This is a genomic window from Rhodococcus sp. C3V (assembly GCF_029269915.1).
Taxonomy (GTDB): domain Bacteria; phylum Actinomycetota; class Actinomycetes; order Mycobacteriales; family Mycobacteriaceae; genus Rhodococcus_F; species Rhodococcus_F qingshengii.
The window spans coordinates 138,503-156,934 of the sequence record NZ_JARJBE010000004.1 but is presented as its reverse complement, the minus strand read 5'-3'; the positions used below and the strand labels follow the sequence as shown (position 1 = coordinate 156,934).

Here is an 18,432-nt window from a genome sequence, read left to right as displayed (position 1 = left end):
GCGTGGGTCAGACGTCTTCGTCGAGCAAGCCGCGGCGGACACGACGCGCGTGCTTGCGCTCGTCGGCGCCGATGCGCTCCACCTGATCGAGACGCGGGTCGGTTCCACGGCCCGTGCGGGTCAGATCGATACCGGCCGGCGTCATCGGCTCCCACTCGAAGCTGACGTCGCCGATGGTGACGGAAGCTCCTGGCTGAGCGCCCTTCTTGACCAATGCGTCCTCGACGCCCAATCGAGCAAGACGGTCGGCGAGGTAACCAACGGCCTCGTCGTTGTCGAAGGCGGTCTGACGAATCCACCGCTCCGGGCGGGTGCCTCGGACGACGAACCCACCGGGAATATCGGGATCCTTCTCGATGGTGAAGCTGGAATCCTTGACCTTGACCGGGCGAATGACCTGGCGCTTCGGCTCGGGCTTCGGATGAGCTTCGCGGTAGTCGCGGACCATCTTCGCCAGCGCGAATGTCAACGGTCGCAATCCTTCTCGGCTCACCGCCGAGATGGTGAAGACCGGCCATCCGCGAGCTTCGATCTCAGGCGTGACCATTTCGGCCAATTCGGCGGCCTCGGGAACGTCGGTCTTGTTGAGGATGACGACGCGCGGGCGCTTGTCGAGGTCACCGAGTCCCGAGTCGCCGGAGAGCGCGGGCGTGTACGCGGCCAGCTCTGCTTCCAGGGCGTCGATGTCGGAGATCGGGTCACGTCCCGGATCGAGGGTGGCGCAGTCGATCACGTGCGCCAATACGGCGCAGCGTTCGATGTGGCGCAGGAAGTCCAGGCCCAAACCGCGGCCTTCGCTTGCACCGGGGATCAGCCCGGGCACGTCGGCGACGGTGAAGGTGGTGTCACCGCTCGAGACGACGCCGAGGTTGGGGACCAGAGTTGTGAAGGGGTAGTCGGCGATCTTCGGCTTGGCCGCAGAGAGAACGGACACAAGCGAGGACTTACCGGCGGAGGGGAATCCGAGCAGACCGACGTCGGCTACCGACTTGAGTTCGAGAACCAGGTCACGCTCGACACCGTCCTCACCGAGGAGTGCGAAACCGGGAGCTTTGCGGGCTTTCGAGGCGAGTGCTGCGTTGCCGAGTCCGCCGCGGCCGCCCTGAGCGGCGTCGAAGCGTGAACCGACTCCCACGAGGTCGGCAAGCACGTTGCCGTCGGTATCGAGAACCACAGTTCCATCCGGAACCTTGAGGATGAGGTCTTCACCGTTTGCACCCTCGCGGTTACTGCCGGCGCCCTGCTTGCCGTTGGTCGCCTTCGCGTTGGGATGGAAGTGAAAGTCGAGGAGGGTGTGGATGTTCTCGTCGACCACGAGGATGACGTCGCCACCGCGACCTCCGTTGGCACCGTCCGGACCGCCGAGCGGTTTGAACTTCTCGCGGTGTACGGAGGCGCAACCATTGCCGCCTTTTCCAGCGCTGACGTGCAGCACAACACGGTCAATGAATCGGGACATGACTGCCGGATCCTTCCTCAGTCAATTGCGGGTCTCACGCGATGAGCTGAACTTCTGGTGAGCAGGGTTGCTCGGGGCAAAACGGGTACTGCTTAAACAAACGATAGGGGCGGACCGGGTTATTTCAACCCTGGTCCGCCCCTATCGGGAGCTTGGAACGCGTCACTCTCTTACCGAAAGCAGAACCGGCTTACCGAAGTAGAACCGATGACGCACAACTAGCGAGAAAGACTAGACCTCAGCCGCAACGACGGCCGGAACGATGTTCACGGTCTTGCGTCCACGCTTCTGGCCGAACTCGACTGCACCGGCAGCGAGAGCGAACAGGGTGTCGTCGCCGCCACGGCCGACGTTGACGCCGGGGTGGAAGTGCGTGCCGCGCTGGCGAACCAGGATTTCGCCTGCGCTGACCGACTGGCCGCCGAAGCGCTTCACGCCGAGGCGCTGGGCGTTTGAATCGCGACCGTTACGGGAGCTGGATGCACCCTTCTTATGTGCCATGCTATTGACCCTCCTCGGGTGAAATTAGCTAGAAAGAACTGGTTACTTGATGCCCGTGACCTTGAGCACCGTGATCGGCTGCCTGTGGCCCTGACGCTTGTGGTAACCGGTCTTGTTCTTGAACTTGTGGATGCGGATCTTCGGGCCCTTGGTGTGCTCGACGATCTCACTGGTGACTGCGACCTTGGCCAGCTTGGCCGCGTCGGTGGTCAGGTCGGATCCGTCGACCACGAGAACGGGAGCAAGCGAGACAGCAGTGCCGGGCTCACCCTCGATCTTCTCGACCTTGACGAGGTCACCAACAGCGACCTTGTACTGCTTTCCGCCGGTCTTGACGATCGCGTACGTTGCCATCGGAGGGCTACCCCTTGCTTCTTCGAACTTGCTCGCGCTGCTGCCTGAGGCTTCAAATGCATCGCGACTGGTCTGGTTTATGTCACCTCGGCTCGGCACTGACGTACCGGGACATTCACGCACACTCTAGGCACACGGAATCTCTACCGCCGGGTGGCGACCCTCCAAGGTTACGGGAAAGCAACCGTCAGGGTCAAACCGCCCCGCCGAGGGGTGGTGCTCACTACTCTGTACTGCTTCTACCAGCTGAAACTTCGGATAACGGTTGGATGTCCTCGCTCATCGCGAAGTCATCCAACCGACCGAAAGCCAGTAGTTCTTACTCTCCGTCTACCGGAGGCCCTGCGGGACGTGCTGCTGCACGCCTGCGACGGGGTCTCTTGACGACGACAACTTCTTCCTCGGCCGGAACTTCGGTGGCCGGAGCCGGAACGTTTTCCGCGACCGCGTCCACCACGGGTTCCGGAGTCGGAATCACGAAGACCGTGCCCACCTCGGGAGCTGCCTCGGCAACCGGTGCCGACGCTGCCCGCGACGCCCGGCGACTACGCCGACGACCGCGCGGAGCTGCTTCGGTCGAAGCTGCGGCCGACTCGTTGTCCACTGCGGATACTTCTTCCGCAGCAGAGTCCACAACAGGAACGTCATGGTGCTCAGCAGCAGCAGGAGTATCGATCGGCCGATCTTGTTGCCGATCGGCACTTTTGGATGCATCGTCCCCCGAAGACACACCGGCGGAATCAGACTCGGTCGAGTCGGCCGCGACGGTCTCGTCGTCGTCGTGGTGATGCGAGGCCATCGCCAATGCCACCGGATGAGCCCGCTTGACCGTCGCGTCGACGGCCGGAACCTCCGGCGCCGGAGCTTCCTGTCCGTTGGACTCGGTCGAAGCCGACTTGTCTCCGCGGCCACGCTTGTTCTTGCGCGAGGTACCGGAATCACTGCGCTGCGAGCCCGAACGCGATCCTCCGTCGTCCGAGGACTTCACCTCGACGGGCTCGGAATGGACGATGATGCCGCGGCCGTGGCAGTGCTCACAGGTGGTCGAGAAGGCCTCGACCAATCCGGTGCCCAACTTCTTGCGCGTCATCTGCACGAGCCCGAGTGACGTGACCTCCGACACCTGATGGCGCGTGCGATCGCGACCCAGGCATTCGGTGAGCCGACGCAGGACCAGGTCCCGGTTCGATTCGAGAACCATGTCGATGAAGTCGACGACGATCATTCCGCCGATGTCCCGCAGGCGCATCTGGCGAACGATCTCCTCGGCCGCTTCGAGGTTGTTACGGGTGACGGTCTCTTCGAGGTTTCCGCCGGCTCCGGTGAACTTGCCGGTGTTGACGTCGACGACGGTCATGGCCTCGGTGCGGTCGATCACCAGGGTGCCGCCGGACGGCAGCCACACCTTGCGATCGAGTGCCTTGGCCAACTGCTCGTCGATACGGCGAGCCGCGAAGACGTCGATACCGTTGTTCGGCGTGTACTTCTCGAGCCGCGGAAGCAGGTCGGGCGCAACGGAGTTGATGTAGTTCTCGACCGTCGTGTGCGCCTTCTCGCCCTCGATGACCAGCTTGGAGAAGTCCTCGTTGAACAGATCACGAATGACCTTGACCAGCATGTCAGGCTCTTCGTACAGCGCCTGCGGGTTGCCGGACTTACCGGTGTCCGCAGCCGCAGCCTGCTCCTCGATGCCGGCCCACTGAGCCTGCAGACGAGTCACGTCGCGCGCCAACTCTTCTTCGCTGACGCCCTCGGACGCCGTGCGAATGATCACGCCCGCGTCGGCGGGCACGATGTCGCGCAAGATTTCCTTGAGACGCTTGCGCTCGGTGTCCGGAAGCTTGCGGCTGATACCCGTGGACGTACCACCGGGCACGTAGACGAGGAAACGACCGGCAAGCGAAATCTGTGTCGTCAGTCGAGCACCCTTGTGGCCGACCGGATCCTTGCTGACCTGAACGAGCACCTGATCGCCAGGCTTGAGAGCCTGCTCGATCTTGCGCGAGTTGCCACCGAGACCGGCAGCCTCCCAGTTGACCTCACCGGCGTAGAGAACACCGTTGCGGCCACGTCCGATGTCGATGAACGCAGCTTCCATGCTGGGGAGCACGTTCTGGACACGTCCGAGGTACACGTTGCCGACCATCGACGCCGACGCCGAGTTGGTGACGAAGTGCTCGACCAGCACTCCGTCTTCGAGGACTGCTACCTGTGTAGTCGCATGCGGCTGACCGCTGTCTGCCCGATCGCGCACAACCATGACGCGATCGACGGCCTCACGACGCGCGAGGAACTCCGACTCGGTCAGGATCGGTGGGCGACGTCGGCCGGCGTCACGACCGTCGCGGCGACGCTGACGCTTCGCTTCCAGACGTGTCGAACCACTGATGCCCTGGACCTCGTCCTTGACGCGGGTCTTGTTGCGAGGTTCGCGCTCGTGAACGACGGTGTTCGGCGGATCGTCCTCGGACGTCGCAGTCGCGTCGGTGGCGCCGTCGGTGCCGGTCTTGCGACGACGACGACGGCGGCGACGGCGGCTCGATCCGTCGGCATCGAGATCGGAATCGTCGGCATTCTCGGAATCCGCATCAGCGGTGGACTCGGACTTATCACCGGATTCTTCGCCGGCAGCGTCGTCGGTTTGCTTCTCGACTGCCGCAGGGGCAGATTCCTGCTCCGATTCGGTAGCGGTATCCGACTCTTCGTCCGAACCCTGCTCGCCACCCTGTTCACCGCGACCACGTCCACGTCCACGGCGTCCACGACGACGGCGACGCGGCTGATCGTCGTCCTCGTCCTCGGACTCGGCGCTCTCGCCCTCGGTTTGCGGTGCGGTCACAGCCGGCTCTTCGACGGCAGGAACTGCAACCGGCGCTGCCTCGAGAACGACGGTTTCGGCTTCCGCGGTTGTCTGCTTCTCTTCGACGACCGCCGGTGCAGCAGGCTCGCGGCGTGCGCGACGGCGACGCGGAGCTACCTCGGCGGCTTCGAGATCCGGCTGCAGGAACAGCGGGACCTGCGGCGCGGCGGGAGCCACCTCGGGCTGATGGGTCTGCGGTGCCTCGAAGGAAGTGAACAGATCGGACTGCTCGGCTTCCTTGCTCTGCAGCGCAGCTGCGGCGTCGAGTCCAGCGCTGATCTCGGCGACAGCCGGATCCACTGTTTCTTCTGCTGCAGGTTCTTCGACGACGACCTTTTTGCGAGTGCGACGAGCCCTGACAGGCTTCTCGGCCGGAGCCTCTGCAACAGGAGCAGCCTCCACGGGAGCTTCTGCAGCAGGCTCCTCGGCAACCGGCGCCTCGACAACCGGGTCGATGAGGGTGTCGAGCTCGGCGACGACGGGCTCGATGGCCTCGGCCGCGGAAGTCAACGAGGCATGAATCCGCTGAGCGACGTCACGGTGGAGACTCGACTGCGCGCTGCGCAATTCGGTACCGAGCGCTGCGGCTTCGGCAAGGACCTGCTTGCTGGTGACGCCGAGCAACTTCGCCAGCGCGTGTACGCGCATCTTGTCGGGAAATTCCGGGGTGGTGCTGGAATCTGATTCGGTTGGGGATTGATCGGCCACGTAAGTCTCCTCAGCCCCCGGGCGCGTCCAACCCAGAAGTCGAGTTGTCACGCGGCCACGCGGGAGCGTGCTGTGTGTACTCGCACTCAGAAGTGAGTACGAGATTGTAAGGTCTCGCTCCGCATGGTCCGCAATGCCCGTTATTCACTGCGAGCACATGAAGTGCCTGGCTGGATGGCCGTTGTCCTGTGCGCGAGCGCCTGATCATCCAGCGTGCAGAGGTCCAGGGATTTCCTGTTGACCTGGAGCAGCGATGAAAGGGCATCGAACCTAGGTGTCATCCGGTTGAACGTGCGTAAAACAAATTGCGGTTCAACTGAAAGCAGTATCCCACACCAACGCGCCTGCAACTGCAAAGGGCGCACCGATGTGGGATACGTGCCGAGAATTCGCTGTGGAGATGTGGGCCGAAGGCCCGTTCATGTGGGCCAGAGGCCCGATCGGAGATTCAGATGGACGACAGCGCGGGGAACCACAGAGCGATTTCACGCTCTGCCGACTCCACGGAGTCGCTGCCGTGAACGAGGTTCTGCTGCGCTTCGAGTCCGAAGTCGCCGCGGATCGTACCCGGAAGAGCCTTGTCGACCGGGTCGGTTCCGCCGGCCAACTGACGGAAAGCAGCGATGGCTCGGGGGCCTTCGAGCACTGCGGCCACCAGCGGACCGGAGGTGATGAACTCCAACAAGCTCGGGTAGAACGGACGCTCGGCGTGTTCTGCGTAGTGGCTACCAGCCACCTCTTCGGAAGCTACGCGGAGGTCGAGTGCTGCAATTGTCAGGCCTTTGCGCTCGATACGGCTGAGGATTTCTCCTACGTATCCACGGGCAACGGCGTCGGGCTTGATAAGTACGAGGGTGCGCTCAGTCACAGCGGACAGCCTAAATGGTCAGTCCCGCTGACCGGGAAGCAGGCCCTTGTCCATCCGGCGCTTGATGTCTCTCTGCAGGTAGACGAGGTATCCCCAGACGATCCCGAAGGTGATCGCCACACCGGCGATCGACGGGTGGACGAAGAAACCGAACAGAAGAATCACCTGCAGCGCGACGTTGAACCCCATCGCCCACGGCTTGCCCTGGATGCCCGCACCCAGAATCATCAGTACCGCCAACCCGATGATGAATCCCGCGGAGGCCGCGGTGAGGCCTCCGCCGACGACCGCGACAACCGGCAAAGCCAGCAGCACGACGATCGCCTCGAGGATCAGGGTTCCGGCCATCACTCCGCGGAAGCTTTTCCACGGGTCCTTGGTCGGCGGCCCGAACTCGCCGGCAGTGTCTCCGGGCTCGTGGTCTCCGGACTCGGGATTGGCATCTGACGGGGTACTCACGCGGGGTCCTTTCCGAACAGCGTGCGGGCGGCGCCTGCGGTCACGACGGATCCCGTCACCACCACACCCGCCCCTGATACGGCCTCACCGGGTTCGGCGACCTGCTCGGCGATTTCGATCGCGACTTCCAAGGCGTCGGCAAGCACCGGCGCAACGACGACGCGCTCGTCGCCGAACTTCGCGACGGCGATGTTCGCCAGTTCTTCGACGTCCATCGCCCGGGGTGACCCGTTGTGGGTGACGACGATCTCGTCGAAGACGGATTCGAATGCAGTCAAGATGGCGTCGACGTCCTTGTCCGCCATGACGCTGACCACTCCCACGAGCTTGCGGAAGTCGAACTCGGCGGACAGTGCGGCCGCGAGAGCGCGAGCACCGTCTGGATTGTGGGCGGCGTCGAGAAAGACCGTCGGCGCACTCCGAACACGTTCGAGGCGACCGGGATTGACGACCGAGGCGAACCCGTTGCGGATTGCATCCTGATCCAGTTGTCGATCCGGACCGGCACCGAAGAACGCTTCTACGGCAGCGAGCGCGAGCGCGGCGTTGCGCGCCTGATGCTCACCGTGAAGGGGGAGGAAGATGTCGGTGTACACACCGCTCAAGCCTTGAAGTTCGAGCTGCTGTCCGCCCACCGCGATCTGGCGAGCAAGCACCTTGAACTCCGAGCCTTCACGAGCGACCGCGGCCTCCACCTCGACAGCACGCCGCAGCAATACCTCCATGACTTCGGGAGTCTGCTCGGCGATGATCGCGACGGTGTCCACCGGAACCAGGTCCTCGCGGCCCTTCTTGATGATCCCGGCCTTCTCCTCCGCGATCCCGGCCAGGTCGGTGCCCAGGTACTCGGCGTGATCGAGGCTGATCGGGGTGATCACCGCAACCTGCCCGTCGATCACGTTGGTGGCGTCCCAGCGTCCGCCGAGGCCGACCTCGACCACGGCGACGTCGACCGGCGCCTCCGCGAAGGCCGCATAGGCCATGGCGGTGAGCACTTCGAACTTGCTCATCGCCGGTCCCCCGGCTTCCTCCGACTGTGCGTCGATCATCTGCACGTACGGCTCGATCTCGCGGAACGTGTCCACGTAGAGCCGCGGCGAGATCGGATGACCGTCGATGCTGATCCGCTCGGTCGCGATCTGCAGATGAGGGCTGGTGGTTCGCCCGGTGCGACGATGCAGAGCCGTCATCAACGAATCGATCATGCGCGTTACCGACGTCTTACCGTTGGTTCCCGTGACGTGCACCGACGGATAGTTGTGCTGAGGCGAGCCCAGGACATCCATGAGCGCCTCGATACGAGTCAGTGACGGCTCGATCTTGGTCTCGGGCCAACGCTTGTCGAGTTCTGCTTCCACCAGCGCCAGTTCGGCGATGTCGACCGGAGTCGGAACCGAACTCTGAGCGTCGAATTGGGACGGCTCGTACGAACTCACTTGTCGGCCAACTCCTTCAGACGTCCCGTGATGCGCTCGATCTCTTCGACGGCGATCTGGCGACGTGTCTTGATCTTGTCCACGACGGCGTCGGGCGCCTTCGCCAGGAAGGCCTCGTTCGCCAGCTTGTTGTCAGCGGTGACGAGCTCCTTCTGCGCTGCCGCGAGGTCCTTTTCGAGCCGCTTCTTCTCCGCGCCGAGGTCGATGGTGCCCGAGGTGTCGATGTCGACAGTGACGGTGCCCTGGCTCAGGCGCACCTCGACGGAGATCGACGCGGTGAATCCCTCTTCGGGTTCGGTCAGCTTGGCCAGCGCCGCCACGTAGGCGAACTGGCCGTCCATGCCGGCCTCCGATAGCCCGGACGCACGAGCCGGGACCTTCTGGGAAGGCTTGAGTCCCTGATCGTTTCGGAATCGTCGCACCTCGGTGATCAGCTTCTGCGTGTCTTCGATCCTGGTTGCGGCCTGGGCGTCGACTGCCTCACCGGACAACACGGGCCATTCGGCGACGACGACGGACTCGCCGCCGGTGAGCACCTTCCACAGGGTTTCGGTCACGAACGGAATGACCGGGTGCAGGAGGCGGAGCAGTGCATCGAGAACGTTGCCGAGCACGGCGCGGGTGTTCGCGGCGACGGCCTCGTCGGCGGCGAACTGCACCTTGGCGAGTTCGAGGTACCAGTCACAGACCTCGTCCCACGCGAAGTGGAACAGGCCTTCGCACGCCTTGCTGAACTCGTAGCGATCGAATGCGGCGTCCGCCTCGGCCTGGACCGTGTCGAGACGGTCGAGGATCCAACGATCGGCGTCGGTCAGTTCGCTTCGAGCGGGCAGCGGCGCGGGGGCAGCGCCGTTCATCAGAGCGAACTTGGTCGCGTTGAACAACTTGGTCGCGAAGTTGCGCGAGGACTGCGCCGAATCCTCGCCAACGGACAGGTCGCTGCCCGGGTTGGCGCCGCGTGCAAGTGTGAATCGCAGGGCGTCGGCGCCGAAACGATCGACCCAGTCGAGTGGGTCGATACCGTTGCCGCGAGACTTCGACATCTTCTTGCCGTACTGATCGCGGACCAGTCCGTGCAGGAACACGTCCTTGAACGGCATCTGCGCGCCGGACTTACCCGAACCGGCGGTGATCGACTCGTCCTCGGACACGTAGGTGCCGAACATCATCATGCGGGCGACCCAGAAGAACAGGATGTCGTAGCCGGTGACGAGAACGCTGGTGGGATAGAACTTTTCGAGTTCGGGCGTGTTGTCCGGCCAGCCCATCGTCGAGAAGGGCCACAGTCCGGAGGAGAACCAGGTATCGAGGACGTCGGGATCCTGGACCCAGCCTTCCGGCGCCGTTTCGTCAGGACCGAAGCACGCAACTTCACCCTCGGGGCCGTACCAGACCGGAATGCGGTGACCCCACCAGAGCTGACGGGAAATGCACCAGTCATGCATGTTGTCGACCCAGTCGAACCAGCGTGGCTCCTGGCTCGCCGGGTGAATGACGGTGTCCCCGTTGCGAACCGCGTCACCCGCAGCCTTGGCGAGCGTCTCGACCTTGACCCACCACTGCAACGAGAGACGAGGCTCGATGGCCTCGCCACTGCGCTCGGAGTGCCCGACGCTGTGCAGGTACGGACGCTTCTCGGCGACGACGCGTCCCTGCTCGGCGAGAGCTTCGCGAACCTTGACGCGAGCCTCGAAGCGGTCCATTCCGTCGAATTCGGTTCCGGTGTCGGCAATCTTGCCGGTCTTGTCCATGATGGTGGGCATCGGCAGGTTGTGCCGCAGGCCCATGTCGAAGTCGTTGGGGTCGTGAGCCGGCGTGATCTTCACAGCGCCGGTTCCGAACTCGGGGTCGACGTAGTCGTCGGCGATGATCGGGATCTGACGCCCGGTGAACGGATGATCGAGAGTGGTGCCGATGAGGTGCTTGTAGCGCTCGTCCTCGGGATGGACCGCTACTGCGGTGTCACCGAGCATTGTCTCGACGCGAGTGGTCGCGACGATGACGTGCGGCTCGTTGTCGTCGAGCGAGCCGTAGCGCAGGGAAACCAGCTCACCCTCGACGTCCTCGAACTTCACCTCGATGTCGGAGATCGCGGTCTGCAGCACCGGCGACCAGTTCACGAGACGCTCGGCGCGGTAGATCAGGCCCTCGTCGAACATGCGCTTGAAGACGGTCTGGACGGCGCGGGAGAGGCCCTCGTCCATCGTGAAACGATCACGACTCCAGTCGACGCCGTCACCGATGCGCCGCATCTGGCCACCGATGGTTCCACCGGATTCGCGCTTCCAGTCCCAGACCTTGTCGATGAACAGCTCGCGGCCGAAATCTTCCTTGGTCTTTCCGTCGGCAGCGAGTTGCTTCTCGACGACGGACTGCGTGGCGATACCGGCGTGGTCCATGCCTGGCAGCCACAGCACCTCGTAGCCCTGCATCCGCTTGCGACGGCTGAGCACGTCCATGAGGGTGTGATCCAGGGCATGGCCCATGTGCAGGCTGCCGGTGACGTTCGGGGGCGGCAGCACGATGGAGTAGCCGGGCTTGTCGCTGGTCGCGTCGGCCTGGAAGTACCCGGCGTCTACCCAGCCTTGATACAGATCGGCCTCTACCGCGCTGGGGTCCCAGCTCTTGGGTAGGGCATCGGCGGGGGTCTGGGGGTTCTCTGGAGCTGCACTGGTCACCACTTGATCCTAATGACTCCCCCGTCGTGAACGAATTCGCCCGTCGGCCGCCGCAGCGCACACGAACGACTGCCCCGCGGTCCGGGGTCAGCCGAACAAACGATATTCACCGATCCGCTCGGCTGACAGGATCGCTCTGAAGGACGACCGACCAACTACCCGTGGAGCAAATATGTTGAACAACTGGAGTTCTCGCCGTCCCGGCGTTCGAACCTTGGCGGCGGCCGCGACGATCGGAGCGGCGGTTGCCCTCGTGCTTCCGGCGACTGCGTCCGCTGCCCCCGGCATCGAAGAAAGTGTGCAAGGAAGCATCGACAGTGGCAGCGCCACGATCAACGGAAGCGTCGGCGATATCGGGAACGACATCGCAAACGGCATCGCCAGCGGCAGCGTGGGTGACATCGTCGGCGGGATCGCCACCGGGAACCTCAACGACGTCCTCGGCGGCCTGAACGCCGGCTCGACCAGCGCGACGGACATCGTCAACGGCCTGGCCAGTGGCAACGTCAGGGACATTCTCAGTGGCCTGGCCAGCGGCAGCGGCGGCGGCGGATCGTTTGCGCCCACGCAGCGCTGCGACGCCTCGACCGTCTCGGGCGGCGCAGGAATCACCAGCACCAAGCACGAACTCGGCCGCGGTGGCCCGACCTCGTTCGTGCTCGGCTACGAGACCGAAAACGTCCCGGACCTGATCGAGGTGTACTACGAAGGTCGGTTGATCCACAGCACCGGATACATCGGCGACAACATCAACGAGGGAACTGGTTCAGCTGTCGTCAACGTGCCCGCCGGTGGGGCGTCGTCCGTTCTGGTTCGCGTCACGGGCCCTGACCACACCGAGTGGTCGTACACCGTTCGTTGCCCCGGCGCCTGATTCCGGTCCGGATCCACGCGAAGACGCTCGTGCCTCGTTCGGTGTTTCATCCGAACGAGGCACGCGCGGGTTCAGCCCAGAATCTCCGGTAGCGCGACATCTTCGCCGAGAACGTGCTCGGAGAGGAACGCGGTGACCACCTCGTACCAGATCTTGGTGTGCTGCGGCTTGAGCACCCAATGATTCTCGTCGGGGAAGTAGAGGAAGCGATGGTCCGTTTTCCCGTCGTCGTCGGCGGGCAGACCTGACTCGGCAAGCAGTTCGTACCAGAGTCGCAAGCCCTCACCGATCGGAACCCGGTAGTCCTTGTCGCCATGGATGACCAGCATCGGAGTCGTGATGTCCGCGACGTACAGATGCGGCGAATTCTCGACGGCCATCTCAGGCGACATCTCGCGCTGCCAGTACCAGGCAGCGTCCGTCGTCGGGCCGAATTGATCGAGTGCCCACAGACTCGCGTGGGTGACGATGGCGTCGAAACGGTTGGTATGTCCGGCAATCCAGTTGGCCATGTAACCACCGAACGAACCACCCATCGCGCCGGTTCGCTTGGGGTCGATCTCGGGCTGGGCGACAGCAGCATCGGTGATCGCCATCAGATCGGTGAAGGGCGCCTTGCCCCACTGACCCCACCCCCGCTGGACGAAGTTCTGGCCGTATCCGGTCGAGAGCGCGGGATCTGGTAGCAGTACTGCATAGCCCTTGGCGACGAGCAGCCACGGATTCCACCGCCAGGACCAGGTGTTCCACGAACCGAGTGGGCCGCCGTGGACCCAGAGAAGCAATGGCACCGGTGCATGCGGCGCGGCGCCCGTCGGCAGCGCCAACCAGCTACGCACCGTCGAACCGTCCTCGGCACGCGCGGTGATCTCGGTCAGTGTTCCCGGCAGCTCCGGCAAAGTGTCGGGCCCACGAAGTGCGGTGATCTCACCTGATCGCAGATCGACCCGCACCACGTGCGGGGGCGCTTCGTACGAGGCTCGCAACGCGTAGATCGACTCACCGTCCGGCGCCACTCGAAGGTCGGTGTACGCCGCGTCGTCGGCTGTCAGGCGCACTGGTTGGCCCCACAGGTCGATGGTGAAGATCGGACCGCGGCCGCCGTCGTCAGCGGTGACGACCAGCCCGGATCCGTCGGGTAGCCAGGCAAGTGAGGTAGGCCAGCGATCCCAGCCGTCGGCGACGCCGGTCACGGCACCGGATCCGAAGTCGTAGAGCTGCAGAGTCATTCGTGGTGCGGACTCCGGTGTGGTGAGTGTCTCCCGGATGAACGCGAGCTTGGTTCCGTCCGGCGAGAGCACCGGGTTGTAGACGTCCGCGTCGGCCTCGTCGACAAGCGTGACTCGGTCACCGGTCACCGTGTCGATCCGAACCAACGTCGATCGGCGGGCGGCACTCGCATCGCCGACAGTCCACGTGGTCACGACGAAGAGACCGTCGTCGGAAATCGTGGTCGACGTCTCCCGCAGCGCTGCGCCTGCCGTCGGTGTGATGTCCCGCAACTCGACGGATTCCTTCGAATCCGTCTCGGCCACAACCAGATGCGGATGATCGGGGCCCAGGTCGTGGTCCCAGTGGCGCACCGGATAACCGGTGTGCAGCATCGCCGTGACTTTCTTGTCCTTGCGCGCCGATCGCACCTGATCGTCCTGGTCGAGGCTGATCGCCGAAGCCATGACCGACGTCTGGGCCACGAACGTCGGCGCCGCCTTCGCCGCTGATACCGACGAGACACCACCGGGACGCGAGATCAGCAGCTGAGCTTCTCCGCCCGCCGCTGGTAGGCGCCAGAGTGCTGGTTGCGGATCACTCTCGCCCGGCACGGCTCGCGTGGCAGTGAAGAGCACGTCGCCGTCGAACGCGAAGGCAGCACCGGACTCGCTGGTCGAACCCCAGGTCAACCGACGCGCAGGACGCCGGCCTTCCGGGTCGATCTCCCACAACGAGGACACGTATTCGGCGCTCTTGTCGTCGAGAACGGCGCGCGCGCAGATCAGCAGCGAGCCGTCAGGTGACAACACCAGGCCGGACAACCTGGCCAGAGCGATGTAGTCGTCGAGTTCGTCGAACGGTGTGCCTGCGTGGAGCTCGGGAATCTGGGTCACCACTAGTTCGTATCACGCGCCCCGCGGTTGACGCATCATTGCGTAGATCGTCGGCCCGCCGCCTGGCATGACGATGTCACGGGTCACTTCGAAACCGAAGCGGTTGTAGTACGGGATGTTCGATTCCTTGCTGCTCTCGAGGTAAGCGTCGACATGTTGACGGTCACAACGCTCCAACCGAGAGTTCAGCAGCGCTTTGCCGTATCCCCCACCGCGCGCCGCGCTGCCGGTCCCGACGGTCGCGAGATACCAGTGCGGCGAATTCGGGTGTGCTCCTTCGAGAACGGAGCTGACCTCGGCCGCGTGTCGAAGCCCCCTGCCGAAGACACGCACCATTGCGGGCAGGCTCACGAGCCCGGAAATCCACGACTGCTTCCACCGCCCCGGCGGATCCCACAGAGTTGCCCCGCCGATCAGGCCGTTGTCGTCGGTGGCCACCTCGACGCCGCCCCCGGCGAGGTGGTGGTAACGAGCTTCTGCGGCAAACAGTTTCGTCAGGCGATCAGCCCTGGTGGCCTCGTCCGGCAACATCCACGCCATCAAGGGATCATCTTCGAACGCCTCGGCCAACACTGCCGACAGTGCCGGAATATCGGATCGGACAGCCGGCCGTACGTGTACACCCATGAGGCGAGAGTACCGCCGACTGTCCGAATCACTGGACTTTGAACAGCGCTGTCCTTGAACCGATCAGACGAGCAAGCCCGCAATCCGCGGCGGAATCTGTTCGAGCGCGTACGGCAAGCTCAGTACGGTGCTCCACGTCATGGCTTCGGCAGCAGCGTCTTCCAGAATGATCGCGCGGCCGTCCTTCACGACGTCGAGTTCCTGGTAGATCGGGGTCTTGTCCAGCTCCGCGCGAAGCTTGTCGCCGTAGCCGCCACCGGCGTACCAGACGAGTACATCGACGTCCGCGAGCGAGAGTTGCTCGGTGCTGATCTCGGCGAAGTTACCCGTGATCTGATCGGTGACAGGCGGATTCACGAATCCGAGTTCGGTGAAGAACCGCACCTTCGGGTCTTCCGGTCCGTAGACCCCGAACTGCCCCGGCCCCTTCAACGCGCCGACCAGAACGGTCTTGCCGGCAAACGCCGGATTGGCCGTCTTCACGTCGGCGAACTTCTGGTCGACGCCGGCGATCAGCTCGGTGGCCTTACCCTGCTGCCCCAACGCTTCGCCGATGATGGTCGTCTGGTTCTGCCAGGGGATTCCGTAATCCGCGAACTCCTTGGGCTGCGCCACCGTCGGCGCAATGGCACTGAGTTTGTCGTATTGCGCCTGAGTGAGCCCGGAGTAGGTGCCGACAATGAGGTCGGGTGTCGTGGCAGCGACCTTCTCCATCTGAATGGTGGTGCCCGCAGTTCCGATGATCTCGGGAGTCGCCCCGTTCAGCAGCGGCTGCGCCCAGGGCCACACTCCGTAGGGGTAATCGCCGTACCAGTCGAAGGTTCCGACCAAGGTCCCACCGAGCGCCAGGATCGCATCTTGATCGTTGTATCCGACACTGACGATCCGCTGCGGATCCTTGGGCAACTCCGTAGCCCCGAACTTGTGGGTGATCGATTCCGCAGAGTCACCGCTGGGAGGCGTGTCCTCGTCGTTCGAACTGGAGCAGGCTGCGGCGAATGCCAGCAACGCTCCCGACGTGCCGATCAGAAATCCGCGCCGGGTCAGCCGACCTGCGTCCGTTCGATCCATGTTCCTACCCCTTAAAGTCTGCTGGTTCGGTAGGTAAGGCTAGCCGATGAAAGCTTCATTCCGGCTAGTTCGACCGGCCCATTCGATGGCAGTACCGCGCCGTTCGGGCCACTATGGAGACATGACGCGCCAGGGCCCCTCGAAGGACATCGACGAATCGGATCTCGAAGTCACGCACCCCAAGGACTACGCCGCCGGAGTTCCGGCCGTTCTGGTGTCGCTGCAACGAGGAATCGAGCAGATGGGAGCCTTGCGGACCGCCCGAACGCTCACCAGACTCAACCAGCGACACGGCTTCGACTGCCCGGGGTGTGCGTGGCCGGAGACTCCCGGACATCGCAAGCCCGCCGAATTCTGCGAGAACGGAGCGAAGGCTGTTGCCGAGGAAGCAACGCTTCGCACCGTCACACCCGAATTCTTCGCGGAGCACTCGATCGCCGATCTCGAAGGCAAGACCGACTACTGGCTCGGACAGCAGGGGCGACTGACGCACCCGATGGTCCTGACGCCGGGAGCAACCCATTACCGGCCGATCGACTGGGACGGCGCGTACGCACTGATCGCCGAACATCTGAACGGCCTCGCATCGCCGGACGAAGCGGTGTTCTACACCTCCGGTCGCACGTCCAACGAAGCCGCGTTTCTCTACCAGTTGATGATTCGCAGCTACGGCACCAACAACATGCCCGACTGTTCCAACATGTGTCACGAGTCGTCCGGAAGCGCACTGACCGAATCCATCGGCATCGGCAAAGGCTCGGTGACGGTTCCCGACCTCGAGAACGCCGATCTCATCCTCATCGCCGGACAGAACCCCGGCACCAACCACCCTCGAATGCTCTCGACGCTGGAGAAGGCAAAGAGCAACGGCGCCAAGATCATTGCCATCAATCCTCTGCCCGAGGCGGGATTGCGCAGGTTCAAGGATCCACAGAAGGTGTCCGGCGTGATCGGGCACGGAGTCGACATCGCGGACGAGTTCCTGCAGATCCGGCTGGGCGGCGACATGGCGCTGTTCCAAGGCCTGGGGAAGCTGCTGCTCGAGCAGGAAGATCGCGCTCCCGGGACGGTCGTCGACCGTGCCTTCGTCGACCGGTACTGCGCCGGTTGGGACGAATACGAGAAGCACATCCGCGCGGTCGATCTCGACACGGTACTCGAGGCAACGGGTCTGTCGATGGCTCAGCTCGAGGAAACGGCTGCCGCACTTGCCCGATCCGAGCGAACCGTCACCTGCTGGGCCATGGGGATCACTCAGCACACACACGGAGTCGCCACCATCGAAGAAGCAGTCAACCTGCTGCTCATGCGTGGAATGATGGGCAAACCCGGTGCCGGCGTTTGTCCGGTGCGAGGACACTCCAATGTCCAGGGTGACCGCACGATGGGCATCTGGGAAAAGATGCCGGAAGAGTTCCTGGCCGCGCTCGACACCGAGTTCTCGATCTCGAGTCCCCGCAAGCACGGATGGGACACCGTCGACGCGATCCGCGCCATGAACGCAGGCAAGGCAAGCTTCTTCATGGCGATGGGCGGCAACTTCATCCAGGCAAGCCCGGACACCGCAGCGACTGAAACAGCGTTGCGTCAATGCGAACTCACCGTGCAGGTGTCCACCAAGCTGAACCGCAGTCACGTGGTCCACGGGCAGACCGCGATCATCCTCCCCACCCTCGGACGCACCGACCTCGACGTCCAAGCCGGCGGAAAGCAGCTTGTCTCCGTGGAGGATTCGATGTCCATGGTGCACCTGTCGCGCGGACGCCTCACACCGGTCAGCCCCTACCTGCGTAGCGAAGTCGCCATCATCTGCCAACTCGCCCGCGAACTCCTCGGCAACGATCACTCCGTCCGCTGGTCGGCCTTCGAGGGCAACTACGACCTGATCCGCGATTCCATCTCACGGGTAGTGCCAGGCTGCGAAAACTACAACTCCCGCGTTCGAGAGCCAGACGGATTCCAACTCCCCCACCCGCCGCGTGACTCGCGTGAGTTCCGCACGCACACCGGCAAAGCCAACTTCGGCGTGAACGACCTGCACTGGATACCCACTCCGAGTGGGCGCCTGATTCTGCAGACGATGCGCAGCCACGACCAGTACAACACCACAATCTACGGCCTCGACGACAGATACCGCGGCATCAAGGGCGGACGCAAAGTCATCCTCGTCAACGCCGAAGACATCACCGCGCTCGGATTCCGTGACGGCGATCTCGTCGACATCGTGTCCGAGTGGACAACACCCGACGGCACACTCGAAGAGCGTCGGGTCACGGAATTCCGCATCGTCTCCTACGACACCCCGCGCGGCAATGCTGCGGCGTACTACCCGGAGACAAATCCGCTCGTTCCCCTCGAACACGTTGCGGCCAAGTCGAACACGCCGGTGTCGAAGGCCGTCACCGTTCGACTCGAAGCATCGGGCGCCTGAG

General features: G+C 63.8%; 13 protein-coding genes. 2 read left to right on the top strand and 11 right to left on the bottom strand.

Features of this window, described 5'->3' with window-relative positions; translation table 11 throughout:
- Window positions 1–7: 7 nt before the first annotated feature.
- From obgE to P3G66_RS13010, 8 genes are all read right to left on the bottom strand, one after another.
- Window positions 8–1,459: a GTPase ObgE gene (gene obgE, locus P3G66_RS13045; protein WP_276116697.1), complete on the bottom strand. Its 1,452-nt coding sequence runs from the start codon at window positions 1,457–1,459 to the stop codon at window positions 8–10.
- Window positions 1,460–1,690: 231 nt separating this feature from the next.
- Window positions 1,691–1,960: a 50S ribosomal protein L27 gene (rpmA, locus tag P3G66_RS13040; protein WP_003944532.1), complete on the bottom strand. Its 270-nt coding sequence runs from the start codon at window positions 1,958–1,960 to the stop codon at window positions 1,691–1,693.
- 42 nt (window positions 1,961–2,002) lie between these two features.
- Entirely contained in the window at window positions 2,003–2,314 is a 312-nt protein-coding gene (gene rplU / locus P3G66_RS13035) for a 50S ribosomal protein L21 (protein ID WP_003944533.1), read from the bottom strand.
- 319 nt (window positions 2,315–2,633) lie between these two features.
- Complete coding sequence (locus tag P3G66_RS13030) at window positions 2,634–5,882, bottom strand: translation initiation factor IF-2 N-terminal domain-containing protein (protein WP_276116696.1); 3,249 nt, start codon at window positions 5,880–5,882, stop codon at window positions 2,634–2,636.
- Window positions 5,883–6,330: 448 nt separating this feature from the next.
- Window positions 6,331–6,750: a nucleoside-diphosphate kinase gene (gene ndk, locus P3G66_RS13025; protein ID WP_003944527.1), complete on the bottom strand. Its 420-nt coding sequence runs from the start codon at window positions 6,748–6,750 to the stop codon at window positions 6,331–6,333.
- A gap of 18 nt (window positions 6,751–6,768) precedes the next feature.
- Window positions 6,769–7,209, bottom strand: coding sequence for a DUF4233 domain-containing protein (locus P3G66_RS13020; RefSeq protein WP_003944448.1), 441 nt, complete (start codon window positions 7,207–7,209; stop codon window positions 6,769–6,771).
- Window positions 7,206–8,645 carry a folylpolyglutamate synthase/dihydrofolate synthase family protein gene (locus tag P3G66_RS13015; RefSeq protein WP_030536635.1) on the bottom strand — a complete coding sequence of 480 codons (1,440 nt, stop codon included), beginning with the start codon at window positions 8,643–8,645 and terminating at the stop codon, window positions 7,206–7,208. The genes P3G66_RS13020 and P3G66_RS13015 overlap by 4 nt, the downstream gene beginning before the upstream one ends.
- Window positions 8,642–11,323 carry a valine--tRNA ligase gene (locus tag P3G66_RS13010; RefSeq protein ID WP_099698216.1) on the bottom strand — a complete coding sequence of 894 codons (2,682 nt, stop codon included), beginning with the start codon at window positions 11,321–11,323 and terminating at the stop codon, window positions 8,642–8,644. The genes P3G66_RS13015 and P3G66_RS13010 overlap by 4 nt, the downstream gene beginning before the upstream one ends.
- Before the next feature lie 172 nt (window positions 11,324–11,495).
- Here P3G66_RS13010 and P3G66_RS13005 point away from each other — a divergent pair, with 172 nt between their 5' ends.
- On the top strand, window positions 11,496–12,197 hold the full coding sequence (locus P3G66_RS13005) for a hypothetical protein (protein WP_019749074.1): 702 nt from the start codon (window positions 11,496–11,498) through the stop codon (window positions 12,195–12,197).
- A gap of 71 nt (window positions 12,198–12,268) precedes the next feature.
- Here P3G66_RS13005 and P3G66_RS13000 read toward each other — a convergent pair whose 3' ends face one another.
- From P3G66_RS13000 to P3G66_RS12990, 3 genes are all read right to left on the bottom strand, one after another.
- Entirely contained in the window at window positions 12,269–14,302 is a 2,034-nt protein-coding gene (locus tag P3G66_RS13000; RefSeq protein WP_276116695.1) for a S9 family peptidase, read from the bottom strand.
- A 12-nt stretch (window positions 14,303–14,314) separates the two neighbouring features.
- Window positions 14,315–14,929 carry a GNAT family N-acetyltransferase gene (locus P3G66_RS12995; protein WP_042450225.1) on the bottom strand — a complete coding sequence of 205 codons (615 nt, stop codon included), beginning with the start codon at window positions 14,927–14,929 and terminating at the stop codon, window positions 14,315–14,317.
- A 63-nt stretch (window positions 14,930–14,992) separates the two neighbouring features.
- Window positions 14,993–16,000, bottom strand: a complete 1,008-nt coding sequence (locus P3G66_RS12990; protein ID WP_030536639.1) for an iron-siderophore ABC transporter substrate-binding protein — start codon at window positions 15,998–16,000, stop codon at window positions 14,993–14,995.
- A gap of 121 nt (window positions 16,001–16,121) precedes the next feature.
- On the opposite strand from P3G66_RS12990, the gene P3G66_RS12985 reads away from it, so the two are divergent.
- Window positions 16,122–18,431: an FdhF/YdeP family oxidoreductase gene (locus tag P3G66_RS12985; protein WP_030536640.1), complete on the top strand. Its 2,310-nt coding sequence runs from the start codon at window positions 16,122–16,124 to the stop codon at window positions 18,429–18,431.
- The last annotated feature ends 1 nt before the right edge of the window (window position 18,432 follow it).